Annotated in this window: 23 protein-coding genes; 8 read left to right on the top strand and 15 right to left on the bottom strand. The window is 63.1% G+C overall.

From position 1 onward, the window contains the following. Nucleotides 1-8: 8 nt before the first annotated feature. Both rraA and ppsA read right to left on the bottom strand, forming a co-directional pair. A complete protein-coding gene (gene rraA / locus IN820_RS03150; protein WP_193679590.1) occupies nt 9-497 on the bottom strand; it encodes a ribonuclease E activity regulator RraA in 489 nt (162 codons plus the stop codon). A 137-nt stretch (nt 498-634) separates the two neighbouring features. After that, the gene (ppsA, locus tag IN820_RS03145) at nt 635-3,004 is read right to left on the bottom strand and encodes a phosphoenolpyruvate synthase (RefSeq protein ID WP_193679589.1); all 2,370 of its coding nucleotides are present in this window, start codon (nt 3,002-3,004) and stop codon (nt 635-637) included. A gap of 154 nt (nt 3,005-3,158) precedes the next feature. On the opposite strand from ppsA, the gene ppsR reads away from it, so the two are divergent. Beyond that, nucleotides 3,159-3,977, top strand: coding sequence for a posphoenolpyruvate synthetase regulatory kinase/phosphorylase PpsR (gene ppsR / locus IN820_RS03140; protein WP_193679588.1), 819 nt, complete (start codon nt 3,159-3,161; stop codon nt 3,975-3,977). Nucleotides 3,978-4,090: 113 nt separating this feature from the next. Here ppsR and prpF read toward each other — a convergent pair whose 3' ends face one another. The 6 genes from prpF to IN820_RS03110 all read right to left on the bottom strand — a co-directional run bounded on the left by prpF (nt 4,091) and on the right by IN820_RS03110 (nt 11,335). Continuing rightward, nucleotides 4,091-5,278, bottom strand: coding sequence for a 2-methylaconitate cis-trans isomerase PrpF (prpF, locus tag IN820_RS03135; protein WP_193679587.1), 1,188 nt, complete (start codon nt 5,276-5,278; stop codon nt 4,091-4,093). A 4-nt stretch (nt 5,279-5,282) separates the two neighbouring features. Continuing rightward, the gene (locus tag IN820_RS03130; protein ID WP_193679586.1) at nt 5,283-5,735 is read right to left on the bottom strand and encodes an endonuclease domain-containing protein; all 453 of its coding nucleotides are present in this window, start codon (nt 5,733-5,735) and stop codon (nt 5,283-5,285) included. An 87-nt stretch (nt 5,736-5,822) separates the two neighbouring features. After that, nucleotides 5,823-8,423: a Fe/S-dependent 2-methylisocitrate dehydratase AcnD gene (acnD, locus tag IN820_RS03125; protein ID WP_193679585.1), complete on the bottom strand. Its 2,601-nt coding sequence runs from the start codon at nt 8,421-8,423 to the stop codon at nt 5,823-5,825. Between the two features lie 76 nt (nt 8,424-8,499). Beyond that, nucleotides 8,500-9,627, bottom strand: a complete 1,128-nt coding sequence (gene prpC / locus IN820_RS03120; protein ID WP_193679584.1) for a bifunctional 2-methylcitrate synthase/citrate synthase — start codon at nt 9,625-9,627, stop codon at nt 8,500-8,502. 97 nt (nt 9,628-9,724) lie between these two features. Continuing rightward, nucleotides 9,725-10,612 (bottom strand): methylisocitrate lyase, encoded by an 888-nt coding sequence (prpB, locus tag IN820_RS03115; protein ID WP_193679583.1) that lies wholly within the window; start codon nt 10,610-10,612, stop codon nt 9,725-9,727. Between the two features lie 3 nt (nt 10,613-10,615). After that, the gene (locus tag IN820_RS03110) at nt 10,616-11,335 is read right to left on the bottom strand and encodes a GntR family transcriptional regulator (protein ID WP_193679582.1); all 720 of its coding nucleotides are present in this window, start codon (nt 11,333-11,335) and stop codon (nt 10,616-10,618) included. Between the two features lie 280 nt (nt 11,336-11,615). On the opposite strand from IN820_RS03110, the gene rloA reads away from it, so the two are divergent. The 4 genes from rloA to pabB all read left to right on the top strand — a co-directional run bounded on the left by rloA (nt 11,616) and on the right by pabB (nt 16,137). Next, complete coding sequence (gene rloA, locus IN820_RS03105) at nt 11,616-12,152, top strand: retropepsin-like aspartic peptidase RloA (RefSeq protein ID WP_193679581.1); 537 nt, start codon at nt 11,616-11,618, stop codon at nt 12,150-12,152. 5 nt (nt 12,153-12,157) lie between these two features. Continuing rightward, nucleotides 12,158-13,684, top strand: a complete 1,527-nt coding sequence (rloB, locus tag IN820_RS03100) for an osmotic stress tolerance membrane protein RloB (RefSeq protein WP_193679580.1) — start codon at nt 12,158-12,160, stop codon at nt 13,682-13,684. Nucleotides 13,685-13,687: 3 nt separating this feature from the next. After that, a complete protein-coding gene (locus IN820_RS03095; RefSeq protein ID WP_193679579.1) occupies nt 13,688-14,671 on the top strand; it encodes an alpha-L-glutamate ligase-like protein in 984 nt (327 codons plus the stop codon). Between the two features lie 125 nt (nt 14,672-14,796). Beyond that, complete coding sequence (pabB, locus tag IN820_RS03090; RefSeq protein ID WP_193679578.1) at nt 14,797-16,137, top strand: aminodeoxychorismate synthase component I; 1,341 nt, start codon at nt 14,797-14,799, stop codon at nt 16,135-16,137. A 472-nt stretch (nt 16,138-16,609) separates the two neighbouring features. On the opposite strand, the gene thrH is transcribed toward pabB, so the two are convergent. After that, the gene (gene thrH, locus IN820_RS03085) at nt 16,610-17,227 is read right to left on the bottom strand and encodes a bifunctional phosphoserine phosphatase/homoserine phosphotransferase ThrH (protein ID WP_193679577.1); all 618 of its coding nucleotides are present in this window, start codon (nt 17,225-17,227) and stop codon (nt 16,610-16,612) included. A gap of 195 nt (nt 17,228-17,422) precedes the next feature. Between thrH and IN820_RS03080 the strand changes: the two genes are divergently transcribed. Beyond that, nucleotides 17,423-18,157, top strand: a complete 735-nt coding sequence (locus IN820_RS03080; RefSeq protein WP_193679576.1) for a phosphoadenylyl-sulfate reductase — start codon at nt 17,423-17,425, stop codon at nt 18,155-18,157. Nucleotides 18,158-18,323: 166 nt separating this feature from the next. Here the strand turns inward: IN820_RS03080 and cysB are convergent, their stop codons facing one another. Beyond that, the gene (gene cysB, locus IN820_RS03075; RefSeq protein WP_193679575.1) at nt 18,324-19,298 is read right to left on the bottom strand and encodes an HTH-type transcriptional regulator CysB; all 975 of its coding nucleotides are present in this window, start codon (nt 19,296-19,298) and stop codon (nt 18,324-18,326) included. Between the two features lie 184 nt (nt 19,299-19,482). Beyond that, entirely contained in the window at nt 19,483-20,436 is a 954-nt protein-coding gene (locus IN820_RS03070; RefSeq protein WP_193679574.1) for a putative 2-dehydropantoate 2-reductase, read from the bottom strand. A 256-nt stretch (nt 20,437-20,692) separates the two neighbouring features. Here IN820_RS03070 and IN820_RS03065 point away from each other — a divergent pair, with 256 nt between their 5' ends. After that, on the top strand, nt 20,693-21,769 hold the full coding sequence (locus IN820_RS03065) for a 3-deoxy-7-phosphoheptulonate synthase (RefSeq protein WP_193679573.1): 1,077 nt from the start codon (nt 20,693-20,695) through the stop codon (nt 21,767-21,769). A 41-nt stretch (nt 21,770-21,810) separates the two neighbouring features. On the opposite strand, the gene IN820_RS03060 is transcribed toward IN820_RS03065, so the two are convergent. After that, nucleotides 21,811-22,092 carry a GNAT family N-acetyltransferase gene (locus IN820_RS03060; RefSeq protein ID WP_193679572.1) on the bottom strand — a complete coding sequence of 94 codons (282 nt, stop codon included), beginning with the start codon at nt 22,090-22,092 and terminating at the stop codon, nt 21,811-21,813. Between the two features lie 407 nt (nt 22,093-22,499). Between IN820_RS03060 and IN820_RS03055 the strand changes: the two genes are divergently transcribed. Beyond that, nucleotides 22,500-22,754: an Lpp/OprI family alanine-zipper lipoprotein gene (locus IN820_RS03055; RefSeq protein WP_003294452.1), complete on the top strand. Its 255-nt coding sequence runs from the start codon at nt 22,500-22,502 to the stop codon at nt 22,752-22,754. Nucleotides 22,755-22,837: 83 nt separating this feature from the next. Here IN820_RS03055 and IN820_RS03050 read toward each other — a convergent pair whose 3' ends face one another. The 3 genes from IN820_RS03050 to IN820_RS03040 all read right to left on the bottom strand — a co-directional run bounded on the left by IN820_RS03050 (nt 22,838) and on the right by IN820_RS03040 (nt 24,801). Further along, a complete protein-coding gene (locus tag IN820_RS03050) occupies nt 22,838-23,803 on the bottom strand; it encodes a L,D-transpeptidase family protein (protein WP_193679571.1) in 966 nt (321 codons plus the stop codon). A gap of 67 nt (nt 23,804-23,870) precedes the next feature. Continuing rightward, a complete protein-coding gene (locus IN820_RS03045) occupies nt 23,871-24,152 on the bottom strand; it encodes a hypothetical protein (protein ID WP_193679570.1) in 282 nt (93 codons plus the stop codon). 43 nt (nt 24,153-24,195) lie between these two features. After that, entirely contained in the window at nt 24,196-24,801 is a 606-nt protein-coding gene (locus tag IN820_RS03040; RefSeq protein ID WP_193679569.1) for an arylesterase, read from the bottom strand. Between the last annotated feature and the right edge of the window lie 7 nt (nt 24,802-24,808).

The following is a 24,808-nucleotide window of genomic DNA, read 5'->3' as shown; positions in this document are numbered from 1 at the left end:
CCGGCGGGTCACTCCGGCATGGACAAGGCCTGGGGCGATACGATGATCCCGTTGTTGTCGGCATAAACGTATTCGCCGGGACGGAACGTCACGCCACAGAAGGTCACCGGCACGTTGAGATCGCCGATGCCGCGCTTGTCGGTCTTCATCGGATGGCTGGCCAGCGCCTGGACGCCCAGCTCGGTCTGCGCGATGACGTCGACGTCACGGATGCAGCCGTAAATGATCAGCCCTTCCCAGCCGTTGCGCGCCGCCTTCTCGGCCAGCATGTCGCCCAGCAGCGCACGGCGCAACGAGCCGCCGCCATCGACCACCAGCACCTTGCCGGTTCCGTCGACATCCACCTGATCCTTGACCAGGGAATTGTCCTCGAAGCATTTGATGGTGACGATTTCCCCACCGAAGGAATCGCGCCCACCGAAGTTGCTGAACAACGGCTCGACGACCTGGACCAGCTCGGGATAGGCGTCGCACAGATCAGGGGTGACGTATTGCATGGGAAGCTCCTTTGCTTGGGAAAACGGCTCGAACCTGATGCAGCGCGCCATCATTCAGCGCAGCGCCCTGACGGGCCGGTGCATCACCAGCGGAAACGGGGCCTGAAGCCCCGTTTCCGCTGAAGCCTGGCAGATGATCAGATCTGGCGATCGGCCAGGAAGAACCAGGTATCGAGCACCGAATCCGGATTCAGGGATACGCTTTCGATACCCTGCTCCATCAGCCACTTGGCCAGATCCGGATGGTCGGACGGACCCTGGCCGCAGATGCCGATGTACTTGCCGGCCTTGTTGCATGCCTGGATGGCGTTGGCCAGAAGCTTCTTCACCGCCGGATTACGCTCGTCGAACAGATGCGCGATGATGCCGGAGTCGCGATCCAGGCCCAGGGTCAGCTGGGTCATGTCGTTGGAACCGATGGAGAAGCCGTCGAAGAACTCGAGGAACTCGTCGGCCAGCAGCGCGTTGGAGGGCAGTTCGCACATCATGATGACGCGCAGGCCGTTCTCGCCGCGCTTGAGGCCGTAGCGCGACAGCAGGTCGATCACCTGGGACGCTTCGCCCAGGGTGCGCACGAAGGGCACCATCAGCTCGACGTTGGTCAGGCCCATGACGTCGCGGACCTTCTTCATCGCCCGGCATTCGAGCTCGAAGCAGTCGCGGAACGAGTCGCTGATGTAGCGCGAGGCGCCACGGAAGCCGAGCATCGGGTTCTCTTCTTCCGGCTCGTAGAGCTTGCCGCCGATCAGGTTGGCGTACTCGTTGGACTTGAAGTCCGACAGGCGCACGATGACCTTCTTCGGCCAGAAGGCCGCGGCCAGGGTGCTGACGCCCTCGACCAGCTTCTCGACGTAGAAGTCGACCGGATCGCCGTAGCCGGCGATGCGCTTCTCGACGCTGCTCTTCACGTCGGCCGGCAGCCCGTCGAAGTTGAGCAGCGCCTTGGGGTGCACGCCGATCATGCGGTTGATGATGAATTCCAGACGGGCCAGGCCCACCCCTTCGTTCGGCAGGTGCGCGAAGTCGAAGGCGCGATCCGGGTTGCCGACGTTCATCATGATCTTGAACGGCAGGTCCGGCATGGCGTCGATGGAGTTCTGGCGCACGTCGAAGCCCAGCTCACCGTCGAAGATCAGGCCGGTATCGCCTTCGGCGCAGGAAACCGTGACGCGCTGGCCATCCTTCAGCAGGTCGGTGGCGTTGCCACAACCGACGACGGCCGGAATGCCCAGCTCGCGCGCGATGATCGCCGCGTGACAGGTACGCCCGCCACGGTTGGTGACGATGGCGCTGGCGCGCTTCATCACCGGTTCCCAGTCCGGGTCAGTCATGTCGGACACCAGCACGTCGCCCGGCTGGACCTTGTCCATCTCGGTGACGTCGTGGATCACCTTGACCGGGCCGGAGCCAATGCGCTGGCCGATGGCGCGACCCTCGACCAGTACGGTGCCCTTCTCCTTCAGCAGGTAGCGCTCCATGACGTTGGCGCTGCTGCGGCTTTTCACCGTTTCCGGGCGCGCCTGGACGATGTACAGCTGGCCGTCGTCACCGTCCTTGGCCCACTCGATGTCCATCGGACGGCCGTAGTGCTTCTCGATGGTCATCGCCTGCCTGGCGAGATTGCTGACTTCCTCGTCGGTCAGGCAGAAGCGCGCGCGATCGGCCGCATCCACATCGACGGTCTTCACCGACTTGCCGGCCTTGGCCTCGTCGCCGTAGACCATCTTGATCGCCTTGCTGCCCAGGTTGCGGCGCAGGATCGCCGGACGGCCGGCCTCCAGCGTCTGCTTGTGAACATAGAACTCGTCCGGGTTGACCGCCCCCTGCACGACGGTTTCGCCGAGGCCGTAGGCGCCGGTGATGAACACCACGTCGCGGAAGCCGGATTCGGTATCCAGGGTGAACATGACGCCGGCGGTGCCGGTCTCGGAACGCACCATGCGCTGCACGCCGGCGGACAGGGCGACCAGCTTGTGGTCGAAGCCCTGGTGCACGCGGTAGGCGATGGCACGGTCATTGAACAGGGAAGCGAAGACTTCCTTGGCGGCGCGGATGACATTGTCCACGCCGCGGATATTGAGGAAGGTTTCCTGCTGGCCGGCGAAGGAGGCGTCGGGCAGGTCTTCGGCGGTAGCCGAGGAGCGCACCGCCACCGCCATGTTGTCGTTGCCGCCGGCCATCTCGGCGAATGCCTTGCGGATGTCGGCATCGAGCTGCGGCGGGAACTGGGCGTCCATCACCCATTGGCGGATCTGCGCACCGGCCTTGGCCAGGGCATTGACGTCGTCCACGTCCAGCGCATCGAGCAGCGCATGGATCTGATCGTTCAGGCCGCTCAATTCGAGAAAGTCGCGATAGGCCTGGGCCGTAGTGGCGAAACCGCCCGGTACGGAAACGCCGGCACCGGCGAGGTTGCTGATCATCTCGCCCAGGGAGGCGTTCTTGCCCCCTACACGCTCAACGTCATGATTGCCGAGCTTATCGAGGGAAACTACGTACTCTACCAAGGTGATCTCTCCACATTAGTGTTGGAAACTCGACCGGAGCCAGACCGCACGACTGTGGTCCGGCCCTGCAAAATAAGTAACAATGCCCGCCAATCGGGCTCGGCGAAGGGCCTACTATAGCTAGGAACCGTTCTCGACTTAAGGCCCAAGGTACATGAAACGAACCGCTTTCTTCATTTCCGACGGTACAGGCATCACCGCAGAAACCCTCGGCCAGAGTCTTCTGGCCCAATTCGAGAACATCACTTTCACGAAACTGACCCGCCCGTACATCGACACCGCGGAAAAAGCGCGGGCCATGGTACAGCAAATCAACAATGCCGCGGAGAAGGACGGCGGCCGACCGATCATCTTCGATACCCTGGTCAACCAGGAAATTCGCGACATTCTCGCCGAATCCAATGGCTTCATGATCGACATCTTCTCCTCGTTCCTTGCTCCGCTGGAGCATGAATTGATGTCACGCTCCTCGTATTCCGTCGGCAAATCCCACTCCATCAGCCACAACACCAACTACATGGAGCGGATCGAAGCGGTCAACTTCGCCCTCGACAACGACGACGGCGCCCGCACCCGCTACTACGACAAGGCCGACCTGATACTGGTCGGCGTTTCCCGCTGCGGCAAGACGCCGACCTGCCTGTACATGGCGATGCAGTACGGCATTCGCGCCGCCAACTACCCGCTGACCGAGGACGACATGGAGCGCCTGCAGCTGCCCAGCGCCCTCAAGACCTACAAGGACAAGCTGTTCGGCCTCACCATCGACCCGGATCGCCTGGCCGCCATTCGCAACGAGCGCAAACCCAACAGCCGTTACGCCAGTTTCGCCCAGTGCGAGTTCGAAGTCCGCGAGGTGGAAAGCCTGTTCCGTCGCGAGAACATCAACTACATCAACTCGACGCATTTCTCCGTCGAGGAAATCTCCGCCAAGATCCTGGTGGAAAAAGGCGTCGAACGACGGCTCAAATAAGTGCCGTTCCGCTAGACAACAAAAAGTCCGCTTGGTGCGGACTTTTTGCGTTTTTTACCCATGCGAATTCGCGACCAGGCCCGAGCCCGAGCGCGCTTCATCGGCGCTGCGCCTCAAAACGCATCGCCCGGCACGCGCACCCAGCCTTCCATCAGCACCCGGGCGCTGCGGCTCATGATCGCCTTGGTCACCGTCCATTCACCATCGACCTGCTTCGCCTCGGCACCAACGCGCAGCGTGCCGGAGGGGTGACCGAAGCGCACGGCCTGGCGTTCGCCACCGCCGGCGGCCAGGTTCACCAGCGTGCCGGGGACCGCAGCCGCCGTGCCGATGGCCACGGCACAGGTGCCCATCATCGCGTGGTGCAGCTTGCCCATGGACAGCGCCCGCACCAGCAGATCGACCTCGCCCGCTTCGATGGTCTTGCCGCTGGAGGCCCGGTAGCTCTTCGGCCGGGAGACGAAGGCGACCTTCGGCGTGTGCTGGCGGGTCAGCGCCTCGTCCGCCGTCCTGATCAGCCCCATGCGCAGCGCGCCAGCCACGCGAATGGCCTCGAAGCGGGCCAGCGCCTCGGGGTTGCCGTTGATGTCGTCGCGCAGTTCGGTGCCCTGGTAGCCGATGGCCTCGGCATCGACGAACACGGTCGGAATGCCGGCGCTGATCATGGTCGCCTCGAGCGTACCGACGCCTGGGACTTCCAACCGGTCGACCAGGTTGCCGGTGGGGAACATCGAGCCGCCCTCTTCGCCATCATCGGACGGATCGAGGAATTCCAGCACGATCTCGGCGGCCGGAAAGGTCACACCGTCCAACTCGAAATCGCCGGTCTCCTGCACCTGGCCGTTGCTGACCGGCACGCGAGCGATGATGGTTTTCTGGATATTGGCCTGCCAGATGCGTACCACGCACACGCCGTTGTCGGGAATGCGCGCGGGGTCCACCAGCCCGGCATGAATGGCGAAGGCGCCGGCACCGGTGGACAGGTTGCCGCAGTTGCCGCTCCAGTCGACGAAGGGCTTGTCGATGGAAACCTGGCCGTAGAGGTAGTCGACATCGTGATCCGGCTGGCTGCTTTTCGACAGGATCACGCACTTGCTGGTGCTGGAAGTCGCGCCGCCCATGCCGTCGATATGCGCCGAGTAGGGATCGGGGCTGCCGATCACGCGCATGAACAGCTTGTCGCGCGCGACGCCTGGCACCTGACAGCTTTCCGGCAGGTCCTGCAGGCGAAAGAACACGCCTTTGCTGGTGCCGCCACGCATGTAGGTGGCGGGGATTTTGATTTGTGCTGCGTGGGTCATTCTCTTACTCCTGCAAAGGTTCGCCCCTCTTCCCCGGCCCCTCTCCCGCAAGGGGCGAGGGGTGACATCCCGCTCGGGCTCCGCGCAAGGCCGCTCCCTCGCCCTTGACAGGAGAGGGCTGGGGAGAGGGTGAACCGACCGCCTCGAATATCACCGCCAACACCTGTTCGGTATTCAGCAGTATCTCGTTGTTCCAGAACCGCAGGCCCCGAAAGCCCTGCCCCTTCAGCCAATCATCACGCCGGGCGTCATGTTGGCTGTCGTTGTGCTGCCCGCCGTCGGCCTCGGCGATCAGGCGTGCCCCGAAGTGCACGAAGTCGACCACATAAGGCCCCAGCGGCTGCTGGCGGCGAAACTTCCGACCGGCCAACCGATGGGCACGTAGATGGCGCCAGAGCAACTGCTCGGCGTCGGTCATGTTGCGCCGTAATTGTTTGGCGAAGTTCTTCTGATCCATGGCGTCCGTGCCTTGCTTGAATTTGTTTACCCCTCTCCCCCGACCCCTCTCCCCTCTGCGGGAGAGGGGCTGGGGAGAGGGAAAGGTCTACGCATTGGTCTCAAGAAAATCCTTGGCAAACCGTTGCAGCACACCACCCGCCTCGTAGATCGACACTTCCTCGGCCGTATCCAGGCGGCAGGTCACCGGAACCTGGACCGTTTCGCCGTTCCTGCGATGGATGACCAGGGTCAGGTCGGCACGCGGCTGACGCTCGCCGATCACGTCGTAGGTCTCGGTGCCGTCGATCTCCAGGGTCTTGCGGTTCACGCCCGGCTTGAACTCCAGCGGCAGCACGCCCATGCCGACCAGGTTGGTCCGGTGGATGCGCTCGAAGCCTTCGGCGACGATGGCTTCCACACCCGCCAGGCGCACGCCCTTGGCCGCCCAGTCGCGGGACGAGCCCTGACCGTAGTCGGCGCCGGCGACGATGATCAGCGGCTGCTTGCGGTTCATGTAGGTTTCGATGGCTTCCCACATGCGCATCACCTTGCCTTCCGGCTCGACGCGCGTCAGCGAGCCCTTCTTCACCTGGCCATCGACCACGGCCATTTCGTTGACCAGTTGCGGGTTGGCGAACGTCGCGCGCTGCGCGGTGAGGTGATCGCCGCGGTGGGTGGCGTAGGAATTGAAGTCTTCCTCCGGCAGGCCCATCTTGGCCAGATACTCACCGGCCGCACTGTCCAGCAGGATGGCGTTGGATGGCGACAGGTGGTCGGTGGTGATGTTGTCCGGCAATACCGCCAGCGGGCGCATGCCCTTGAGCGTGCGTTCGCCGGCCAGCGCGCCTTCCCAATAGGGCGGGCGGCGAATGTAGGTGGACATCGGGCGCCAGTCGTACAGCGGGCTCTCCGCCTCCGTGACGGTGCCCAGGTCGAACATGGGAATGTAGATCTGCTTGAATTGCTCCGGCTTCACCGAGGCGGCAACGATGGCGTCGACTTCTTCGTCGCTCGGCCACAGGTCCTTCAGGGTGATCGGATTACCGTTGCGGTCATGGCCGAGCACGTCCTTCTCGATATCGAAACGCACGGTGCCGGCGATGGCATAGGCGACCACCAGCGGCGGCGAGGCCAGGAACGCCTGCTTGGCGTACGGGTGGATACGACCATCGAAATTGCGGTTGCCGGACAGCACGGCGGTGGCATACAGGTCGCGCTCGATGATTTCCTGCTGGATCTTCGGGTCCAGGGCGCCCGACATCCCGTTGCAGGTAGTGCAGGCGTAGGCGACGATGCCGAAGCCCAGCTTCTCCAGCTCCGGCAGCAGGCCGGCGTCTTCCAGGTACAGCTTGGCGACTTTCGAGCCGGGCGCGAACGAGGTCTTGACCCAGGGCTTGCGCACCAGCCCCAGCTCGTTGGCCTTCTTCGCCACCAGGCCGGCAGCGACCACGTTGCGCGGGTTGGAAGTATTGGTACAGCTGGTGATGGCGGCGATGATCACCGCGCCATCGGGCATCAGGCCGTCCTTCTCCTCGGCCAGGGCCTTGTCCAGATCCACGGCGATGCCGCGCTCGTGCAGGGCGGAGGTCGGCAGGCGACGGTGCGGGTTGGACGGGCCGGCCATGTTGCGCACGACGGTGGACAGGTCGAACTCCAGCACGCGCTCGTATTCGGCGTTCGCCAGCGCATCGGCCCAGAGCCCGGTGGTCTTGGCATAGTTCTCGACCAGCGCGACCTGCTCCGGCTCGCGTCCGGTCAGCTTGAGGTAGTCGAGGGTCTGCTGGTCGATGTAGAACATCGCCGCGGTGGCGCCGTACTCCGGGCACATGTTGGAGATGGTGGCGCGATCGCCGATGGACAGGCTGGCGGCGCCCTCGCCGAAGAACTCGACCCAGGCGCCGACCACGCGCTCCTGGCGCAGGAATTCGGTCAGCGCCAGGACGATGTCGGTACAGGTGATACCGGGCTGGTGCTTGCCGGTCAGCCTGACGCCGACGATATCGGGCAGGCGCATCATCGAGGCGCGGCCGAGCATCACCGTCTCGGCTTCCAGCCCGCCGACGCCGATGGCGATCACGCCGAGCGCATCGACGTGCGGGGTATGGGAATCAGTGCCGACGCAGGTATCCGGGAACGCGACGCCGCCGCGCGCCTGGATCACCGGCGACATCTTCTCCAGGTTGATCTGGTGCATGATGCCGTTGCCGGCGGGAATCACGTCGACGTTCTTGAAAGCGGTCTTGGTCCACTCGATGAAGTGGAAGCGGTCTTCGTTGCGGCGTTCCTCGACGGCACGGTTCTTTTCGAAGGCCTGCGGATCGGAACCGGCATATTCCACCGCCAGCGAGTGGTCGACGATCAGCTGGGTCGGCACCACCGGGTTGACCTTGGCCGGGTCGCCGCCCTGTTCGGCGATCGCATCGCGCAAACCGGCAAGATCGACCAGCGCGGTCTGGCCGAGGATGTCGTGGCAGACCACGCGCGCCGGGTACCAGGGAAAGTCCAGGTCACGCCTGCGTTCGATGATCTGCTTCAGCGAATCGCCCAGCAGCGCCGGATCGCAGCGACGAACCAGTTGCTCGGCCAGTACGCGCGAGGTGTAGGGCAGCTTGTCGTAGGCGCCCGGCTGGATCGCTTCGACCGCCGCGCGGGTGTCGAAGTAGTCCAGTTGGGTGCCTGGCAGAGGTTTGCGGTGTTCTGTATTCATGCCGGAAGAACTCAATCCAGTAATGTTCCGAGGGGCAAGGAAGGAGGCGTCCGCTCATGGACGCCCCCGCTTCCGATCAGCGTTCGCCGATCGGCGCGACCTTGCGCTGCTCCGGACCGATGTAGTCGGCGCTCGGCCGAATGATCCGGTTGTTGCTGCGTTGTTCGAACACATGGGACGCCCAACCGGTGACGCGCGAGCAGACGAAGATCGGCGTGAACAGCTTGGTGGGGATGCCCATGAAGTGGTAGGCGGAGGCGTGGTAGAAGTCGGCGTTGGGGAACAGCTTCTTCTGCTCCCACATGGTCTCGTCGACGGCGACCGATACCGGGTAGAGCACGGTGTCGCCGACTTCGTCGGCCAGCTTCTTGGCCCAGACCTTGATCACCTCGTTGCGCGGGTCGGAGACGCTGTAGATCGCATGGCCGAAGCCCATGATCTTGTCCTTGCGCGCCAGCATGCCGAGGATGCCTTCACGGGCGTCTTCCGGGCTCTTCCACTGCTCGATCATGTCCATCGCCGCTTCGTTGGCGCCGCCGTGCAGCGGACCGCGCAGCGAGCCGATGGCGCCGGTCACGCAGGAATAGAGGTCGGACAGGGTCGAGGCGCAGACCCGCGAGGTGAAGGTCGAGGCGTTGAACTCGTGCTCCGCATAGAGGATCAGCGAGACATTCATCACCTTGACGTGCAGGTCGCTCGGCTTCTTGCCGTGCAGCAGCGCGAGGAAATGCCCGCCCAGGGTGTCTTCGTCGCTGGTGCAGTCGATGCGCACGCCTTCGTGGGTGAAGCGATACCAGTAGCACATGATCGCCGGGAATGCGGACATCAGGCGTTCGGCGACGTCGCGCTGCTGGTCGAAGCCGAGCTCCGGCTCCAGCGTGCCGAGCACGGAAGCGCCGGTACGCATGACGTCCATGGGGTGGGCACTGGCCGGAATGCGCTCGAGCACTTCCTTCAACGCCTGCGGCAGGTCGCGCAGGGTCTTCAGGCGGTTCTTGTAGGCGGCCAGCTGTTCCACGTTGGGCAGTTCACCGTAGAACAGCAGATAAGCCACCTCCTCGAAATCGGCCACCGCGGCCAGATCGCGCACGTCGTAGCCGCGATAGGTCAGCCCGGCACCTTCCTTGCCGACCGTACACAAAGCGGTCTGTCCGGCAATCTGACCGCGCAGGCCCGCCCCGCTCAATACTTTTGCTTCAGCCATTGCTATCTCCTTCTTGGATTTGTTCTGGATACTGCAAATCACGTCGAAAAAATGGATCGGAAAAGCCCCGATGGCAAACCCGTCGGGGTTGGCTCAGTCAGTTTTTCTTCTGGGCGAACAGCGCATCGAGGTGCTGCTCGAACGCGTGGTAGTTGATGCGATCGTAGAGCTCCATGCGGGTCTGCATGGTATCGATCACGTTCTTCTGGGTACCGTCGCGGCGCAGCGCGGTATAGACGTTCTCGGCCGCCTTGTTCATGGCGCGGAAGGCCGACAGCGGGTACAGCACCAGCGAGACGTCGACGCTGGCCAGCTCTTCGGTGGTGTACAGCGGCGTCGCGCCGAACTCGGTGATATTGGCCAGGATCGGCGCCTTCACGCGGTCGGCGAAGGTCTTGTACATGGCCAGCTCGGTGATGGCTTCCGGGAAGATCATGTCGGCGCCCGCCTCGATACAGGCGGCGGCGCGATCCAGGGCGGCGTTCAAACCTTCCACCGCCAGCGCGTCGGTGCGCGCCATGATCACGAAGCTGTCGTCGGTACGCGCATCCACGGCCGCCTTGATGCGGTCGACCATCTCCTGCTGGGAGACGATCTCCTTGTTCGGCCGATGGCCGCAACGCTTGGCGCCGACCTGATCCTCGATGTGGATCGCCGCCGCGCCGAACTTGATCATCGACTTGACGGTGCGCGCCACGTTGAAGGCCGAGGAGCCGAACCCGGTATCGACGTCCACCAGCAGCGGCAGATCGCAGACGTCGGTGATGCGGCGTACGTCGGTCAGCACGTCGTCGAGACCGGTGATGCCCAGATCCGGCAGGCCCAGCGAGCCGGCCGCGACGCCGCCACCGGACAGGTAGATGGCCTTGAAGCCGGCGCGCTTGGCCAGCAACGCATGATTGGCGTTGATCGCACCGACCACCTGCAGCGGATGCTCACTGGCCACGGCGTCACGGAAACGCTGACCGGCAGTAGGAAGAGTCATGCATTACCCCTTTATATGTGGTGTTTGTTCCAGAGCACCCTTGAAGTGGCGCTCGACGTTGCGCTTGGAAGCGGCGATATGGCGGCGCATCAGCAGCTCCGCCAGTTCGCCATCGCGGTCGGCGATGGCGTCGAGGATTCGGTGATGTTCGGCGAAGGCCTGGTGCGGCCGGTTCGGCGTGGTGGAGAACTGGATGCGGTACATGCGCACCAGTTGATAGAGCTCGTCACAGAGCAACTTGGCCAGGGTGCGATTGCCACTGCCCTGAATGATCCGGTAGTGGAAATCGAAATCGCCTTCCTGCTGGTAATAGCCGACGCCGGCCTGGAAGGCCTCGTCGCGCTCGTGGGTGCTCAGCACGCGGCGCAGATCGTCGATCTCGGCCTCGCTCATGCGCTCGGCCGCCAGCCGGCAGGCCATGCCTTCGAGGGATTCGCGAATCTCGTAGAGCTCGATCAGTTCGGCATGGCCGAGCGATACCACCCGCGCACCCACGTGGGGCACCCGCACCAGCAGCTTCTGCCCTTCCAGCCGATGGATCGCCTCGCGCAGCGGTCCGCGGCTGATGCCATAGGTCCGTGCAAGTTCCGGCTCGGAGATCTTGCTCCCCGGTGCGATGTCGCCCTTGACGATCGCGGCCTGGATCAGGCGAAACACGTGCTCGGACAGCGTTCCGCTGTCCAGCTGCTGCGTATTCGAGGGGAGTTCGAGTGAATCCAGCATGATTGTCGACACTTGACCTTATCGATACGCTGAAATTACGCCAAGCACCCCGAGCAGTCAATTCGATAGCCGACAGATTGTCGACACTTTTACTAAAGTCGTAGCCAGCCCAAGCGGAGGCACGGCGCATGGAAGGCAGACCGCGATGCTGTCGCGACCCCGAAACCGCCATGCTAGAATGCCAGCCTTTCGCAGCGTCGGCGCCCGCCTGCTGCCGCATCAAAAGCGCATGGGCCGAGCTCCGGCCACTCCGATCCCACCCTTCAAGACATCAGGTTCCATGAGAGTCAAAGCCTACTCCCTGCTGCTCTGCGCATTTCTCTTGCCCGCTACCAGCCTGGCTGCCGACAACGCCATTTACGGCCTGAGCGAATACGTGGCGCTGCCGGATTTCGCCCTCGAAGTGTCCGCCAAGCTCGATACCGGCGCTCAGACCGCCTCGCTCAGCGCCCGTGACATCGAGCGTTTCAAGCGCGACGGCGAATCCTGGGTGCGCTTCTACCTGGCCCTGGACAGCACCCATGCCCACCCGATCGAGCGCCCGCTGGCACGCATCAGCAAGATCAAGCGCCGCGCCGGCGACTTCGACCCGGAAGAAGAAAAGACCTACACCGCACGCCCCGTTATCGAGCTCGATCTGTGCATGGGCAAGGCGAAACGCACCATAGAAGTGAACCTCACGGATCGTACCGCTTTCCAATACCCGCTTTTGATCGGTTCCGACGCGCTGAGCCGCTTCGGCGCCCTGGTCGACCCAAGTCGCACCCACATCGCCGGCAAGCCCGCCTGCCTCAACGAATCCGACGCTGACGAGTAATACCCATGCGCGCTCTAACCCTGCATCTGAAAATCCTGATCTTCCTGCTCGTCGCCCTGGGGATTTCGATCACGGCCTATCAGATCTTCATCCTCGGCATCCCGGTCACCGAGGATGAAACCGATGACCTGTGGAACATCGATGCCAAGGTCGAGTTCCAGGCCAGCCCACGCGAGCCGGTCAAGCTGCAGATGTACGTGCCGCCGCTGAACCAGGAGTTCGTCAGCCTCAACGAAAGCTTCATCTCCAACAATTACGGCGTCAGCATCAACCGCGTCGATGGCAACCGCCGCGTCACCTGGTCGGCACGCCGCGCCAGCGGCAACCAGACGCTCTACTACCGCCTGGTCCTGACCAAGCGCTACAGCGGTGAGCAGACCAAGGCCAGCGGCCCGATCTTCCGCGACAGCATTCCGGTCGAAGGCGCCGAGAAGATCGCCGCCGAAGCGCTACTCTCCCCCATTCGCCAGCACTCGGCGGACGTCGAAACCTTCATCAGCGAAGCCATCAAGCGGGTCAACAACCCGAACGACGACAACGTCAAGCTGCTGCTGGGCGGCGATGCCTCCATCGCGAACAAGGCACGCGTCATCGAGCTGCTGCTGTCCATCGCCCACGTACCGATGGAGCGGGTGCACACCATCCGCCTGAATGCTGATCAGCCCCAGACGCCCGAACTCTGGTTGCGCAGCTTCAACGGTGACAAGTGGCTGTATTTCAATCCCGGCAGCGGTGAACAGGGCCTGCCAACCGATCGCCTGATCTGGTGGACCGGCGACGAGCCATTGGTCACGCTGGAGGGCGGGCGCAACCCGCAGGTCGTCTTCACCCTGAACAGCAGCGAGATGAACGCCATCCGCCTGGCCAAACTGACCGACGAGAACACCGAAGCGGGCTTTCTCGAATATTCGCTCTACGGCCTGCCGCTGCAGACCCAGCAGACCTACCAGATCATGATCATGATCCCGATCGGCGTGCTGGTGATCCTGATCCTGCGCAACCTCGGCGGCCTGCAGACCCTCGGCACCTTCACCCCGGTACTGATCGCGCTGGCGTTCCGCGAAACCCAGATCGGCTTCGGCATCATTCTGTTCACCTTGATCACGGCGCTGGGCCTGTCGCTGCGCTCGTACCTGGAACACCTCAAGCTGCAGATGCTGCCGCGCCTGTCGGTGGTACTGACATTCGTCGTGGTACTGATCGCCGTGATCAGCCTGTTCAGCCACAAGCTCGGCCTCGAGCGCGGACTGTCGGTCTCGCTGTTCCCTATGGTGATCCTGACCATGACCATCGAGCGCCTGTCGATCACCTGGGAGGAACGTGGCGGCGGCCATGCCTTCAAGGTGGCAGTCGGCACGCTGATCGCCGCGACGCTGGCCTTCCTGCTGATGAACATCCGCGAGCTGACCTATTTCATCTTCACCTTCCCGGCAGTGCTGTTGATCATGGTGGGCTTCATGCTGGCAATGGGTCGCTACCGCGGCTACCGCCTGACCGAGCTGTTCCGTTTCAAAGCCTTTCTGAAGGATTGAGCCATGTTCGGTCTGATCAAGACGTGGAAGGCTCTGGAAGCCAAGGGCATCATGGGCATCAACCGCCGCAACGCGGACTACGTGCTCAAGTACAACAAGCGCAGCCTGTATCCGATCGTCGATGACAAGATCATCACCAAGCAGCGCGCCATCGAGGCCGGCATCCACGTGCCGGAGATGTACGGCATCATCGAGACCGAAAAGGACATCGACAAGCTCAAGGACATCGTCAAGGACCACACCGATTTCGTCGTCAAGCCGGCCCAGGGTGCCGGCGGCGACGGCATCCTGGTGATCGCCGACCGCTTCGAGGGGCGCTACAAGACCGTATCCGGAAAGATCATGACCCACGAGGAGATCGAGCATCAGATCTCCAACATCCTCACCGGACTCTATTCCCTGGGCGGGCACCGCGACCGTGCGCTGATCGAATACCGCGTGACACCGGACCCGATCTTCAAGAGCATCAGCTACGAAGGCGTGCCGGACATCCGCATCATCGTGCTGATGGGCTACCCGGTCATGGCCATGCTGCGCCTGCCCACCCGACAATCCAGCGGCAAGGCCAACCTCCACCAGGGCGCCATCGGCGTCGGCGTCGACCTGGCCACCGGCATCACCCTGCGCGGCACCTGGCTGAACAACAAGATTTCCAAGCACCCCGACACCACCAATGCCGTGGACGGCGTGCAGTTGCCCAACTGGGACGGCTTCATGAAGCTCGCCGCCGGCTGCTACGAGCTGTGCGGGCTCGGCTACATCGGCGTCGACATGGTGCTCGACCAGGACAAGGGCCCTCTGATCCTGGAACTCAACGCGCGCCCGGGCCTGAATATCCAGATCGCCAACGACTGTGGCCTGACCCACCGGGCGCACGCGGTGGAGAACCGGATCGAGGAGCTCAAGGAGAAAGGCATCCAGGAAACGGCCGAAGAGCGGGTGAAGTTCGCCCAGGAGCTGTTCGGGCACGTTCCGACCCATGCCTGAAGACCTCTGCAGCGGAACAGGCTTTCGAGCGTAGGAGCCGGCGTGCCGGCGATCGACGGGCAACCGGATCGCCAGCAAGCTGGCTCCTACGACACACGCTTATGCTTCACGGTACCAAACAGCCCATGCCCATCTGCACGCTGCACGCCCTGCCCTATCGAGCCGACCCCGCGCACTGGTTCGAGCGCATCCGCCATGCGCCCGGCGCGGTGCTGCTGGACTCGGGCCGCCCCGCTGCCGAACGCGGGCGCTTCGACGTATTGAGCGCCTGGCCGCTGGGCATGTTCGAGCCCGGCGCCGGGGAATCCGCCGATGGGTTCTTCCAGCGCCTGCGTCAGGCGCTGGAAGAACTCGGCCCGGCCAGCGCCCCGGAGCATTGCGAACTGCCCTTCGTCGGCGGCCTGATCGGCCTGCTGAGCTATGACTTCGGCCGCCGCCTGGAAACCCTGCCGCAGCAGGCGCAGGACGATACCGGCCTGCCCGTGGCGCGCTTCGGCCTCTATGGCTGGGCGCTGATCAGCGACCATCGACGGCAGAGCAGCCAATTGGTGTTCCATCCAGCGACGCCGGAGGCCGAGCGCCGACGCCTGATCGAATTGTTCGACTCGACCGCCACTGGCGAACAGGCGCCGTTCGAACTGCTCGGCCGTTTCGCCGCCGACCTCTCGGTCGATGACTATCGCCGCGCGATCGAGTGCATCCAGGCGTATATCCAGGCCGGGGACTGCTACCAGGTGAATTTCACCCAGCGCTTTCGCGCCGCGTGCAGCGGCGATGCCTGGACGGCCTATCGCGCGCTACGGGCAGCCTGCCCGACGCCCTATGCGGGCTTCGTCGCGCTGGAGGATGGCGCCATCGCCAGCCTGTCCCCCGAACGCTTCCTGCGCCTGAACCAGAGCGACGTGGAAACCCGCCCGATCAAGGGCACCCGCCCCCGCGGCCACGACGAACGCAGCGACGCCGCACAGGCACAGGCGTTGCGCGCCAGCGACAAGGATCGCGCCGAGAACCTGATGATCGTCGACCTGCTGCGCAATGACCTCGGCCGCAGCTGCCGCATCGGCAGCGTGCGCGTGCCGGAGCTGTTCGCACTGGAGAGCTACCCCAACGTGCATCACCTGGTGAGCTGCGTTACCGGGCACCTGGCCGATGGCAAGGACGCCTTCGACCTGCTGGCCGGCAGTTTCCCCGGTGGTTCGATCACCGGCGCCCCGAAGATTCGCGCCATGCAGATCATCGACGAACTGGAGCCCACCTGCCGCTCCATCTATTGCGGCTCGCTGCTGTATGTCGACGTCAGGGGGGAAATGGACAGCTCCATCGCCATTCGCACCCTGCTCATCCAGAAGGGACAGGCCAGCTGCTGGGGCGGCGGCGGCATCGTCGCCGACTCCGACTGGCAGGCGGAATACCAGGAGTCGATCGACAAGGTGAGCGTTCTGCTGAGAACGCTGGAGGAGCTATAGGCTGCAAGCTGCAAGCTGCAAGCTGCAAGCTTGCGTAGGGTGGATGTCGCTTTTTACATCCACCGTGACTCCGCTCGTCGGGTCGGTGAAGCGCGACCCGACCTACAGCTGCAAGCGAATCAGTGGCGCAGCCGAGCCATCCGTCAAGTTTTTTCCCGTGTCCCAGCCCACCCTACGTCCTTGCAGCTTATGGCTTGCAGCTTGCCGCCGCCTAGGCCTCTTCGATCCAGCTAGCGTAGGGTGGATGTCGCTTTTTACATCCACCGTGACTCCGCTCGTCGGGTCGGTGAAGCGCGACCCGACCTACAGCTGCAAGCGAATCAGTGGCGCGGCCGAGGCATCCGTCAAGCGTTTTCCCGTGTCCCAGCCCAACGCAACGACAGGGCCAGGATTGGGTGGGCTGAAGCCCACCCTACGGGCCGTTGCCTTTACGCTTTTACTTGAAGCTTATGGCTTGCAGCTTGCCGCTGCCTCAGAGCGCGAGCTTGCGATTCGAGGCCTTGATGAATTCCTGCTTGAGCGCGTCGAAGGTATGTACCGCCGGGAACTGCGGGAATTCGGCGATGACATTGTCCGGCGCATGGAACAGGATGCCGGCGTGGGCCTCGCCGAGCATGGTGGTGTCGTTGTAGGAGTCGCCGGCCGCGATCACACGGTAGTACAGGCTCTTCAGCGCGATGACCGACTGGCGCTTCGGGTCCTTCTGGCGCAGCTGATAATCCACCACGCGATCGGACTCGTCGGTGATCAGGCGATGGCAGAGCAGCGTCGGAAAGCCCAGCTGGCGCATCAGCGGCTGGGAGAATTCGTAGAAGGTGTCCGACAGGATCACCACCTGGAAGCGTTCGCGCAGCCAGTCGACGAACTCCACCGCCCCGTCCAGCGGCTTCAGGGTGGCGATGACCTGCTGGATGTCGGACAGCTTCAGGCCATGCTCGTCGAGAATGCGCAGGCGCTGCTTCATCAGCACGTCGTAGTCGGGAATGTCCCGCGTGGTCGCCCGCAGCGACTCGATTCCGGTGGCCTCGGCAAAGGCGATCCAGATTTCCGGAACCAGCACACCTTCCAGGTCGAGACAGGCTATTTCCACGGGGCCACTCCTCAATGCAGAAAATTGAAGGCGGCACTCTAACGGCACGGCGCGGGCGAAGCAACGCAAGGCTTATACCCGAAACACCTGATCGACGTACCCAAAGGTTATTTAGCGGCATAAACAGCTTTTGTTACCATCCGCGGCCTCAGAGCGCCGAAGCGCCGCACGCCCCTATATTAAGGAAGCCGCCCGATGAGCCCAGCTATCGACGTCGCCGCACTGGCCGCCGCCTATGCCGACAAGTCCCCGCAAGACATCCTCAAACTCGCCTTCGACCTGTTCGGCGACGAACTGTGGATTTCCTTCAGCGGCGCCGAAGACGTGGTGCTGGTCGACATGGCCTGGAAACTGAACAGGAACGTCAAGGTCTTCACTCTCGATACCGGACGCCTGCACAGCGAAACCTACCGCTTCATCGAGCAGGTACGCGATCACTACGGCATCGCCATCGAGATCATGACGCCGGACCCGGCGCTGCTGCAGCCCCTGGTCAACGAGAAAGGCCTGTTCAGCTTCTACCGCGACGGTCATGGCGAATGCTGCGGTATTCGCAAGATCGAACCGCTGCGCCGCAAGCTCGCCAATGTCCGCGCCTGGGCCACGGGCCAGCGCCGCGACCAGAGCCCCGGCACGCGCAGCCAGGTCGCGGCGCTGGAAATCGACACGGCCTTTTCCACGACGGAAAATGCGCTCTACAAGTTCAACCCGCTGGCACAGATGACCAGCGAGGAAATCTGGGGCTATATCCGCATGCTGGAGATCCCCTACAACAGCCTGCACGAACGTGGCTTCATCAGTATCGGCTGCGAACCCTGCACACGCCCGGTGCTGCCCAACCAGCACGAACGCGAAGGCCGCTGGTGGTGGGAAGAAGCCACCCACAAGGAGTGCGGGCTGCACGCCGGCAACCTGATCGCGAAAGCCTGAACGCCGAGCCATCGAGACGTAACCCGGCCTTCAGACAGCAGAAGCGCTGGAGCCACCTGTTGGGCTTCGGCGCTGCGCGCCTCAACGGAGCGCCGCCCGACCCAACCTACCCGCCTACCAGCCGCAGGTTGGGCTGAGCGCAGCGAAGCCCAACGCGCGGCCATGCTCAGTAGATCGGCAACTCCACATCGTCGAAGAGTTCGTCCAGCTCCGCCTTGTTCCGGCACTGGATGGCCTTTTCCAGCATGTCGCGATTCAGGTGCGGGGCGAATTGCTGAATGAAGTCGCACATGAAGCCACGCAGAAAGGTGCCGCGCCGGAAGCCGATCTTGGTCACGCTGGATTCGAACAGTTCGCTGGCATCCAGCACCGCCAGATCGGCATCGAGCTTGGCATCCACCGCCATGCGCGCGACGATCCCCACTCCCAGCCCCAACCGTACGTACGTCTTGATCACGTCGGCATCGGCCGCGGTGAACACCACCTTGGGCGATAGCCCGCGGTGGCTGAACGCCTCGTCGAGTTTCGAGCGACCAGTGAAGCCGAATACGTAGGTCACGATCGGATGCTCGGCCACCGCTTCGAGCGTGAGCTTGTCCAGCTTGGCCAACGGATGCCCCTGCGGCACGATCACGCAGCGGTTCCAGCGATAGCACGGCATCATCACCAGATCGCCGAACAGCTCCAGCCCCTCGGTGGCGATGGCGAAATCGACCGTGCCATCGGCAGCCATTTCCGCGATCTGCATCGGCGTGCCCTGGTGCATATGCAGGGAAACGTCGGGGTATTGCTTGATGAAACTGCTGATCACCTGTGGCAACGCATAGCGCGCCTGGGTGTGGGTGGTAGCGATGCTCAGCGTCCCTTTCTTCTCGTTGGAGAACTCCTGGGCGATCTGCTTGATGCTTTCGCACTTGCGCAGAATCTCGCCCGCGGTGGTGATGATCCGCTCCCCCGCCGGCGTCACGCGTGTCAGGTGCTTGCCGCTGCGGGCGAAGACCTCGACACCGAGTTCATCCTCCAGCAGGCGAATCTGCTTGCTGATACCGGGCTGCGAGGTGAAAAGGCTCTGCGCCGTTGCCGAAACATTGAGGTCATGGTGCGCCACTTCCCAGATGTAACGCAGTTGTTGAAGCTTCATAGATATCCCTCAAAGGCAAAGACACCGCTGCGCCTGCCAAATTTCTCTTATAACTATATGAACGATACACCGCCAGATAATAGATCCTTTTTCATTTTCTTGCCGCGCAATCTGACCAGGCTGCCCGCAGCGCCTGGCAAGGTTGAGCTTAGCAGGGCTATGAAAGCTGAACGGGTCGTACCTCTCAGCCTCGACGGCGGCCCTCGACGAAGCGCAGTGCGCGATACAGCAGCTCGGTCCTGGGCATCGCGACGCCCTCCCGCGCCGCCGCTTCCAGTGGCGCGGCATAGATGGCGTCGAGTTCCATCGGGCGCCCATGCGCATGGTCGTGATACATGCTGGGCAGGTAATCCGGCATCCGCGCCGTGCCGAGCAACAGTTTCTCCGGCAACTCCTCGGGCAGCGAATGGCCCCGGGCCTGCGCTGCTGCATAGACCTCCTGCATGATGGCCTTGATCTGCCCGCGGCTATCGGCATCCGCGATCAGCGCCTCGGTGCCGGCCTGGAGCAGGGCCGAAAGGCCATTGAAGGGTACGTTCCACACTAACTTCAGCCAGCGCGCCCGTTCCAGGCTCGGCATGGCCGACGAATCCACGCCGGCCTTCGCGAACATCTCGACCGCCTCGTTCACCAGTGCCAGGCGCTGTGTCTCGCCTTGCGCCGGCCCCGAGTGATAGCCGAGGTTCACGCCGCCCAGCGCCTGATGCTCCACAACGCCGGGAGCCGAACGATGTGCGCAGATTGCGCAAAGCCCACCCAGCAGGTGCACAGTCGCCGGCAACAGCGGCCGCAGGGCATCTTCGACAGCCAGCCCGTTCTGCAGCAGCACTACCTTGCAGCCCGGCGCAGCCGCCTGGACGATCACGGGAGCTAGCGCCTGATTGCTCGTGCTCTTGGCCGCCACGAACAACCAGTCACACGGTGGCATCTGCGCGGCATCGCGATAGATTTGCGCACGCTCCAGCAGCAATGGGCCATGTACCGCGCTGTTCACCCGCAACCCATGCTCGGAAACCGCGGCATACTCGCTACGCAGCAGAAAATGTACGTCATGGCCGGCACGCGCCAGCATCAGGCCGTAGAAACCACCGATGGCGCCGGTGCCGATGATTCCGATACGTGGGCTTGCTGCAGACATAAGCACTCCAGACGAAGTTGGCCAACCGATTGAAAAAGCGAACGATAGCAGACCAGAGGCTCGACACAGGAAACGCCTCGCAAGCATTCGAGCCGATACCGGCAACGACACGAGATGTGCCGCCATTGGCCATCAATCTCGTTGTCGAGCCCGCCCAATAGCGCTAAGGTTCCGTTTCCCCGCTGCGCCCATACGTTCTGCTCCGCCGCACCGGGATGGCTGGCGGACGGCTCCCGTGACCTCTGACGAGTAACAAATGGCTGATTTACCCATCGACGACCTAAACGTTGCCTCCAACGTGACCCTGATCACGCCGGAGCAACTGAAGCGTGAACTCCCGCTGACCACCTCGGCACTGCAGACCGTTTCCCACGGGCGCCAGGTCGTCCGCGACATTCTCGACGGCAAGGATCATCGCCTGTTCCTGGTGATCGGCCCCTGCTCCATCCACGACCTCAAGGCCGCGCATGAATATGCCGAGCGCCTCAAGGTGCTGGCGGAAAAGGTATCCGACAGCCTGTTCCTGGTCATGCGGGTGTATTTCGAGAAGCCACGCACCACCGTCGGCTGGAAAGGCCTGATCAACGATCCCTACATGGACGACTCGTTCAAGATCCAGGACGGCCTGCACATCGGCCGCAAGCTGCTGCTCGACCTGGCCGAGATGGGCCTGCCCACCGCGACGGAAGCCCTCGATCCGATTTCCCCGCAATACCTGCAGGACCTGATCAGCTGGTCGGCCATCGGCGCACGCACCACCGAATCCCAGACGCACCGGGAAATGGCTTCCGGCCTGTCCTCGGCAGTCGGCTTCAAGAACGGCACCGACGGCAGCCTGACCGTGGCGATCAATGCGCTGCAATCCGTTTCCAGCCCGCACCGCTTCCTCGGCATCAACCAGGCGGGCGGCGTCTCCATCGTCACCACCAAGGGCAACAACTACGGTCACGTGGTCCTGCGCGGCGGCAATGGCAAGCCCAACTACGACTCGGTCAGCGTCGCGCTGTGCGAGCAGGAGCTGAACAAGGCCGGCATCCGCCCGAACGTCATGATCGACTGCAGCCATGCGAATTCGAACAAGGATCCCGCCCTGCAGCCGCTGGTGATGGACAATGTCGCCAACCAGATCCTCGAAGGCAACGACTCCATCGTCGGCCTGATGATCGAAAGCCATCTCGGCTGGGGCAACCAATCGATCCCGAAGGACCTTTCCGAGCTCAAGTACGGTGTATCCATCACCGACGCCTGCATCGACTGGGACACCACCGAGAAGGCGGTAATGAGCATGCACGACAAGCTCAGGGACGTTCTGCCCAGGCGGCAGCGCGGCTGAGTGAAAAAACGCCGGTTCGCCGGCGTTTTTTATGAGTTGCGTCAGGACTTTTCCGGCTTCGGGCGATTGCGCTCCATATAGCGCTCCACATAGGAGCATGAAGGGATCACGCTGTAGCCCTCGCGCTCGGCATAATCCAACGCATGCTGTGCGAGCACCCCGGCGATACCACGTCCACGCAGGGCGTCCGGAACGAAAGTGCGATACATGTCCAGCGTCTGCTTGCCCAGATCCATGTATGCCAGGTAGGCACAATGGCCATCGACAACGGCCTCGAAACGGTGCCCGGCCCGGTCGTGGTGCACGCTAACCTTGTCGCTCATTTCGGCTCCTCAGCAGGGATATTCCTGTCTTCTTGTTGTTGTCTGCCGGCTCGCATGGCCCTTCGGGTAGGAGTCGCGTAATGCAGTCAAAAATCCGTAAATGTCTTTTCTACCTGTTTCGACCGCTTTCGACCAGCGTCTTGAACGCAAAGATCAGCGGGCTGGATGCGGGGGAACTTCCAACCCGAAACGCGATCCGGCGATGATGAGGGCTACGACTGCAAGTCCGCATTGGATGTTTTTTATCCAACTTCACAGAGATGAGAGCCAAGGCAACGCCAGTTTGAAAAAAAACCTGTAGTACCCCGGCCTGCTCAGTTTACTTCAGCTAACTTATAGGTAGTATGTGCGCGCAAACTTTCCATATCGGAAGTTGCTTTATGGATTTCCACCTTAAGGGGAACAAGATGAACAACGTTCTGAAATTCTCTGCTCTGGCTCTGGCCGCAGTTCTGGCTACCGGTTGCAGCAACAGCATGACCAAAGAAAGCGAAGCTCGCCTGACCGCGACCGAAGACGCTGCTGCCCGCGCTCAAGCTCGTGCTGACGAAGCCTACAGCAAGGCCGACGAAGCTCTGGCCGCCGCTCAGAAGGCTCAGCAGACCGCTGACGAAGCCAACGAGCGTGCTCTGCGTATGCTGGAACGCGCCAGCCGCAAGTAAGCTTGCAGTAATGAAAAAAGCCGACCTNCTGCATGCAGGTCGGCTTTTTTATGGGCGCTCGTTAAACTTCGGCGCGCCCGGAATCAGAACAGTTGATCCTCATGGGCGGCCACTTGAGCCCGCGGCTCGGCGATCTGGATCGGCAAGCCATCCTCTGCGGCAATGATCTCGCGGACCATCTCCCAGTCCAGGTGCAGGTTGCCGGCGGCCTCGTCACGCTTGAGCAGGGTATTGATGACCGCAGCATGCTTGTCCATCAACGTGAGCGTATTCGCTTCACCTTCTTCCAGCGGCGCATGGGCCTCCAGGTAAACCTTGCCCTCGCTCACGCCAAACTTGTAAGGCTCGTCGATGATGCGCACCGGCGTGCCAACCTTGACCATCTTCGCCAGTTCCAGAACGTTGTGATTGAGCATGCGGAAGCAGCCATGGCTGACGCGCATGCCAATGCCGAACTTCTTGTTCGAGCCGTGAATCAGGTAGCCCGGCAGGGCCAGGCTCATCTTGTACGGTCCCAGGGGATTGTCCGGCCCGGGCGGCACTACGGTGGGCAGCGGATCGCCGTCGGCGGCATGTTCGTCACGGATTGATTGCGGTGGATACCAGGCCGGATTGCTGGTCATCGCGGAAATGCGCGTATTGCCCACCGGTGACCCCCAACCCTCGCGGCCGATGCCGAGGGGGAAGGTATGCACCACGTTCTGGCCCTCGGGGTAGTAGTACAGGCGGTACTCGGCGAGATTGATCACGACGCCTTCGCGCGGGCCCGGCGGCAGAATGAAGCGGGTCGGCAGGATGATGTCCGTGCCCTCCCCCGGCAGCCAGGGGTCGACTCCTGGATTCGCCGCCACCAGTTCCAGATAGCCGAGCTCGTAGGTCTCGCCGAGGGCGGCAAAGGTATCTTCGTACCTGGCCTTGATCACCTGGATCTGACCTACGACATCGTCGCCCTCGGGCGGCAGCGGCAATTCGAGGGCAGCACTGGGGCCTGCCGAGAGCAAAGCAGCGAATGACAAACCGGAAGCGACCGCAAACGCGCGCGAGAGCATTCAGAAAATCCTTGAACGTGGATTACGAAGAAATGGCCATTGTACTTGAAGCCACCGAAACCGTGAGCTACCAGGCGAGCGCGGCAGACGGAAGGCCCTTGCGCCGCGCCTCCAGCAACTGACGGCAGCTCGGGCACAGGCGCCGGTCCTTCAGCGTGGCGCGCTCGAGCTCCTGCCAGCGCGGCCGAGCCGGCAGCAGACCGCCGCACAGCGTGCGGTCCGCGCTGCCGCTCAACTCCAGTTGCCGCAACGCCAGGTGCAGCCGATTCTCGCGGCAGGCGAACAGGTCGAACTGTTCGTCCGGCACGATGAGTCGGTAAGCGTAAAGGGTCCTGGCTGGGCGCGACATCTGAGGCTCCAATCGAGGGCGCGACAGTAGCTGCGCGCACGCCTCAAAGCAAGGGCTCGAGCACCGGCCAGACGGTCTCCAGCAAGCGCGTCTGCGCCTCGGCGGTCGGATGGATGCCATCGGACTGCATCATGCCCTCCACCCCACCCACGCCTTCGAGCAGAAAAGGCACGTAGGCCACCGCCTTTTCTTGCGCCAGCGAGTCGAACGCCTCGGCGAATGCGCGCGTATAGCGCTGGCCCAGGTTCGGCGGCATGCGCATGCCCAGCAGCAGCACCTCGGCCCCGGCCTCGCGGGCATGGTCGATCATGCCCGCAAGATTCTGTTTCAATTGCGCAGGCGGCTGACCGCGCAGGCCGTCGTTGCCGCCCAGTTCGAGAATCACCACGTCCGGACGGTGTTCGTCGAGCAGCGGCGCCAGCCTGGCGAGCCCGCCGGCCGTGGTGTCGCCGCTGATCGAGGCGTTCACCACTCGGCGCGTTGCGTCCCGCTCGGCGAGCCGCTCCTGCAGCAGATGCACCCAGCCCTGGCTGGTTTCCAGGCCGAAAGCCGCGCTGATACTATCCCCGACCACCAGGACGGTCCCGGCCAGAGCTCCCTGAGCCCAGAACAGCAGCGCCAGGACTCCGCATTTCAGCCAACTACGCATCGGACTC

The sequence above is a fragment of the Pseudomonas lopnurensis genome (assembly GCF_015070855.1).
Lineage (GTDB): Bacteria > Pseudomonadota > Gammaproteobacteria > Pseudomonadales > Pseudomonadaceae > Stutzerimonas > Stutzerimonas lopnurensis.
Note: the sequence above shows the minus strand (reverse complement) of the source record. Positions and strands in the feature narration are given on the sequence as shown.

Bases quoted from the DNA above. Each gene is read 5' to 3' on its own strand.
- rraA (WP_193679590.1), bottom strand. From the start codon at position 497: ATGCAATACGTCACCCCTGATCTGTGCGACGCCTATCCCGAGCTGGTC.
- ppsR (WP_193679588.1), top strand. From the start codon at position 3,159: ATGAAACGAACCGCTTTCTTCATTTCCGACGGTACAGGCATCACCGCA.
- prpF (WP_193679587.1), bottom strand. From the start codon at position 5,278: ATGACCCACGCAGCACAAATCAAAATCCCCGCCACCTACATGCGTGGC.
- IN820_RS03130 (WP_193679586.1), bottom strand. From the start codon at position 5,735: ATGGATCAGAAGAACTTCGCCAAACAATTACGGCGCAACATGACCGAC.
- acnD (WP_193679585.1), bottom strand. From the start codon at position 8,423: ATGAATACAGAACACCGCAAACCTCTGCCAGGCACCCAACTGGACTAC.
- prpC (WP_193679584.1), bottom strand. From the start codon at position 9,627: ATGGCTGAAGCAAAAGTATTGAGCGGGGCGGGCCTGCGCGGTCAGATT.
- prpB (WP_193679583.1), bottom strand. From the start codon at position 10,612: ATGACTCTTCCTACTGCCGGTCAGCGTTTCCGTGACGCCGTGGCCAGT.
- IN820_RS03110 (WP_193679582.1), bottom strand. From the start codon at position 11,335: ATGCTGGATTCACTCGAACTCCCCTCGAATACGCAGCAGCTGGACAGC.
- rloA (WP_193679581.1), top strand. From the start codon at position 11,616: ATGAGAGTCAAAGCCTACTCCCTGCTGCTCTGCGCATTTCTCTTGCCC.
- rloB (WP_193679580.1), top strand. From the start codon at position 12,158: ATGCGCGCTCTAACCCTGCATCTGAAAATCCTGATCTTCCTGCTCGTC.
- IN820_RS03095 (WP_193679579.1), top strand. From the start codon at position 13,688: ATGTTCGGTCTGATCAAGACGTGGAAGGCTCTGGAAGCCAAGGGCATC.
- pabB (WP_193679578.1), top strand. From the start codon at position 14,797: ATGCCCATCTGCACGCTGCACGCCCTGCCCTATCGAGCCGACCCCGCG.
- IN820_RS03080 (WP_193679576.1), top strand. From the start codon at position 17,423: ATGAGCCCAGCTATCGACGTCGCCGCACTGGCCGCCGCCTATGCCGAC.
- cysB (WP_193679575.1), bottom strand. From the start codon at position 19,298: ATGAAGCTTCAACAACTGCGTTACATCTGGGAAGTGGCGCACCATGAC.
- IN820_RS03070 (WP_193679574.1), bottom strand. From the start codon at position 20,436: ATGTCTGCAGCAAGCCCACGTATCGGAATCATCGGCACCGGCGCCATC.
- IN820_RS03065 (WP_193679573.1), top strand. From the start codon at position 20,693: ATGGCTGATTTACCCATCGACGACCTAAACGTTGCCTCCAACGTGACC.
- IN820_RS03060 (WP_193679572.1), bottom strand. From the start codon at position 22,092: ATGAGCGACAAGGTTAGCGTGCACCACGACCGGGCCGGGCACCGTTTC.
- IN820_RS03055 (WP_003294452.1), top strand. From the start codon at position 22,500: ATGAACAACGTTCTGAAATTCTCTGCTCTGGCTCTGGCCGCAGTTCTG.
- IN820_RS03050 (WP_193679571.1), bottom strand. From the start codon at position 23,803: ATGCTCTCGCGCGCGTTTGCGGTCGCTTCCGGTTTGTCATTCGCTGCT.
- IN820_RS03045 (WP_193679570.1), bottom strand. From the start codon at position 24,152: ATGTCGCGCCCAGCCAGGACCCTTTACGCTTACCGACTCATCGTGCCG.
- IN820_RS03040 (WP_193679569.1), bottom strand. From the start codon at position 24,801: ATGCGTAGTTGGCTGAAATGCGGAGTCCTGGCGCTGCTGTTCTGGGCT.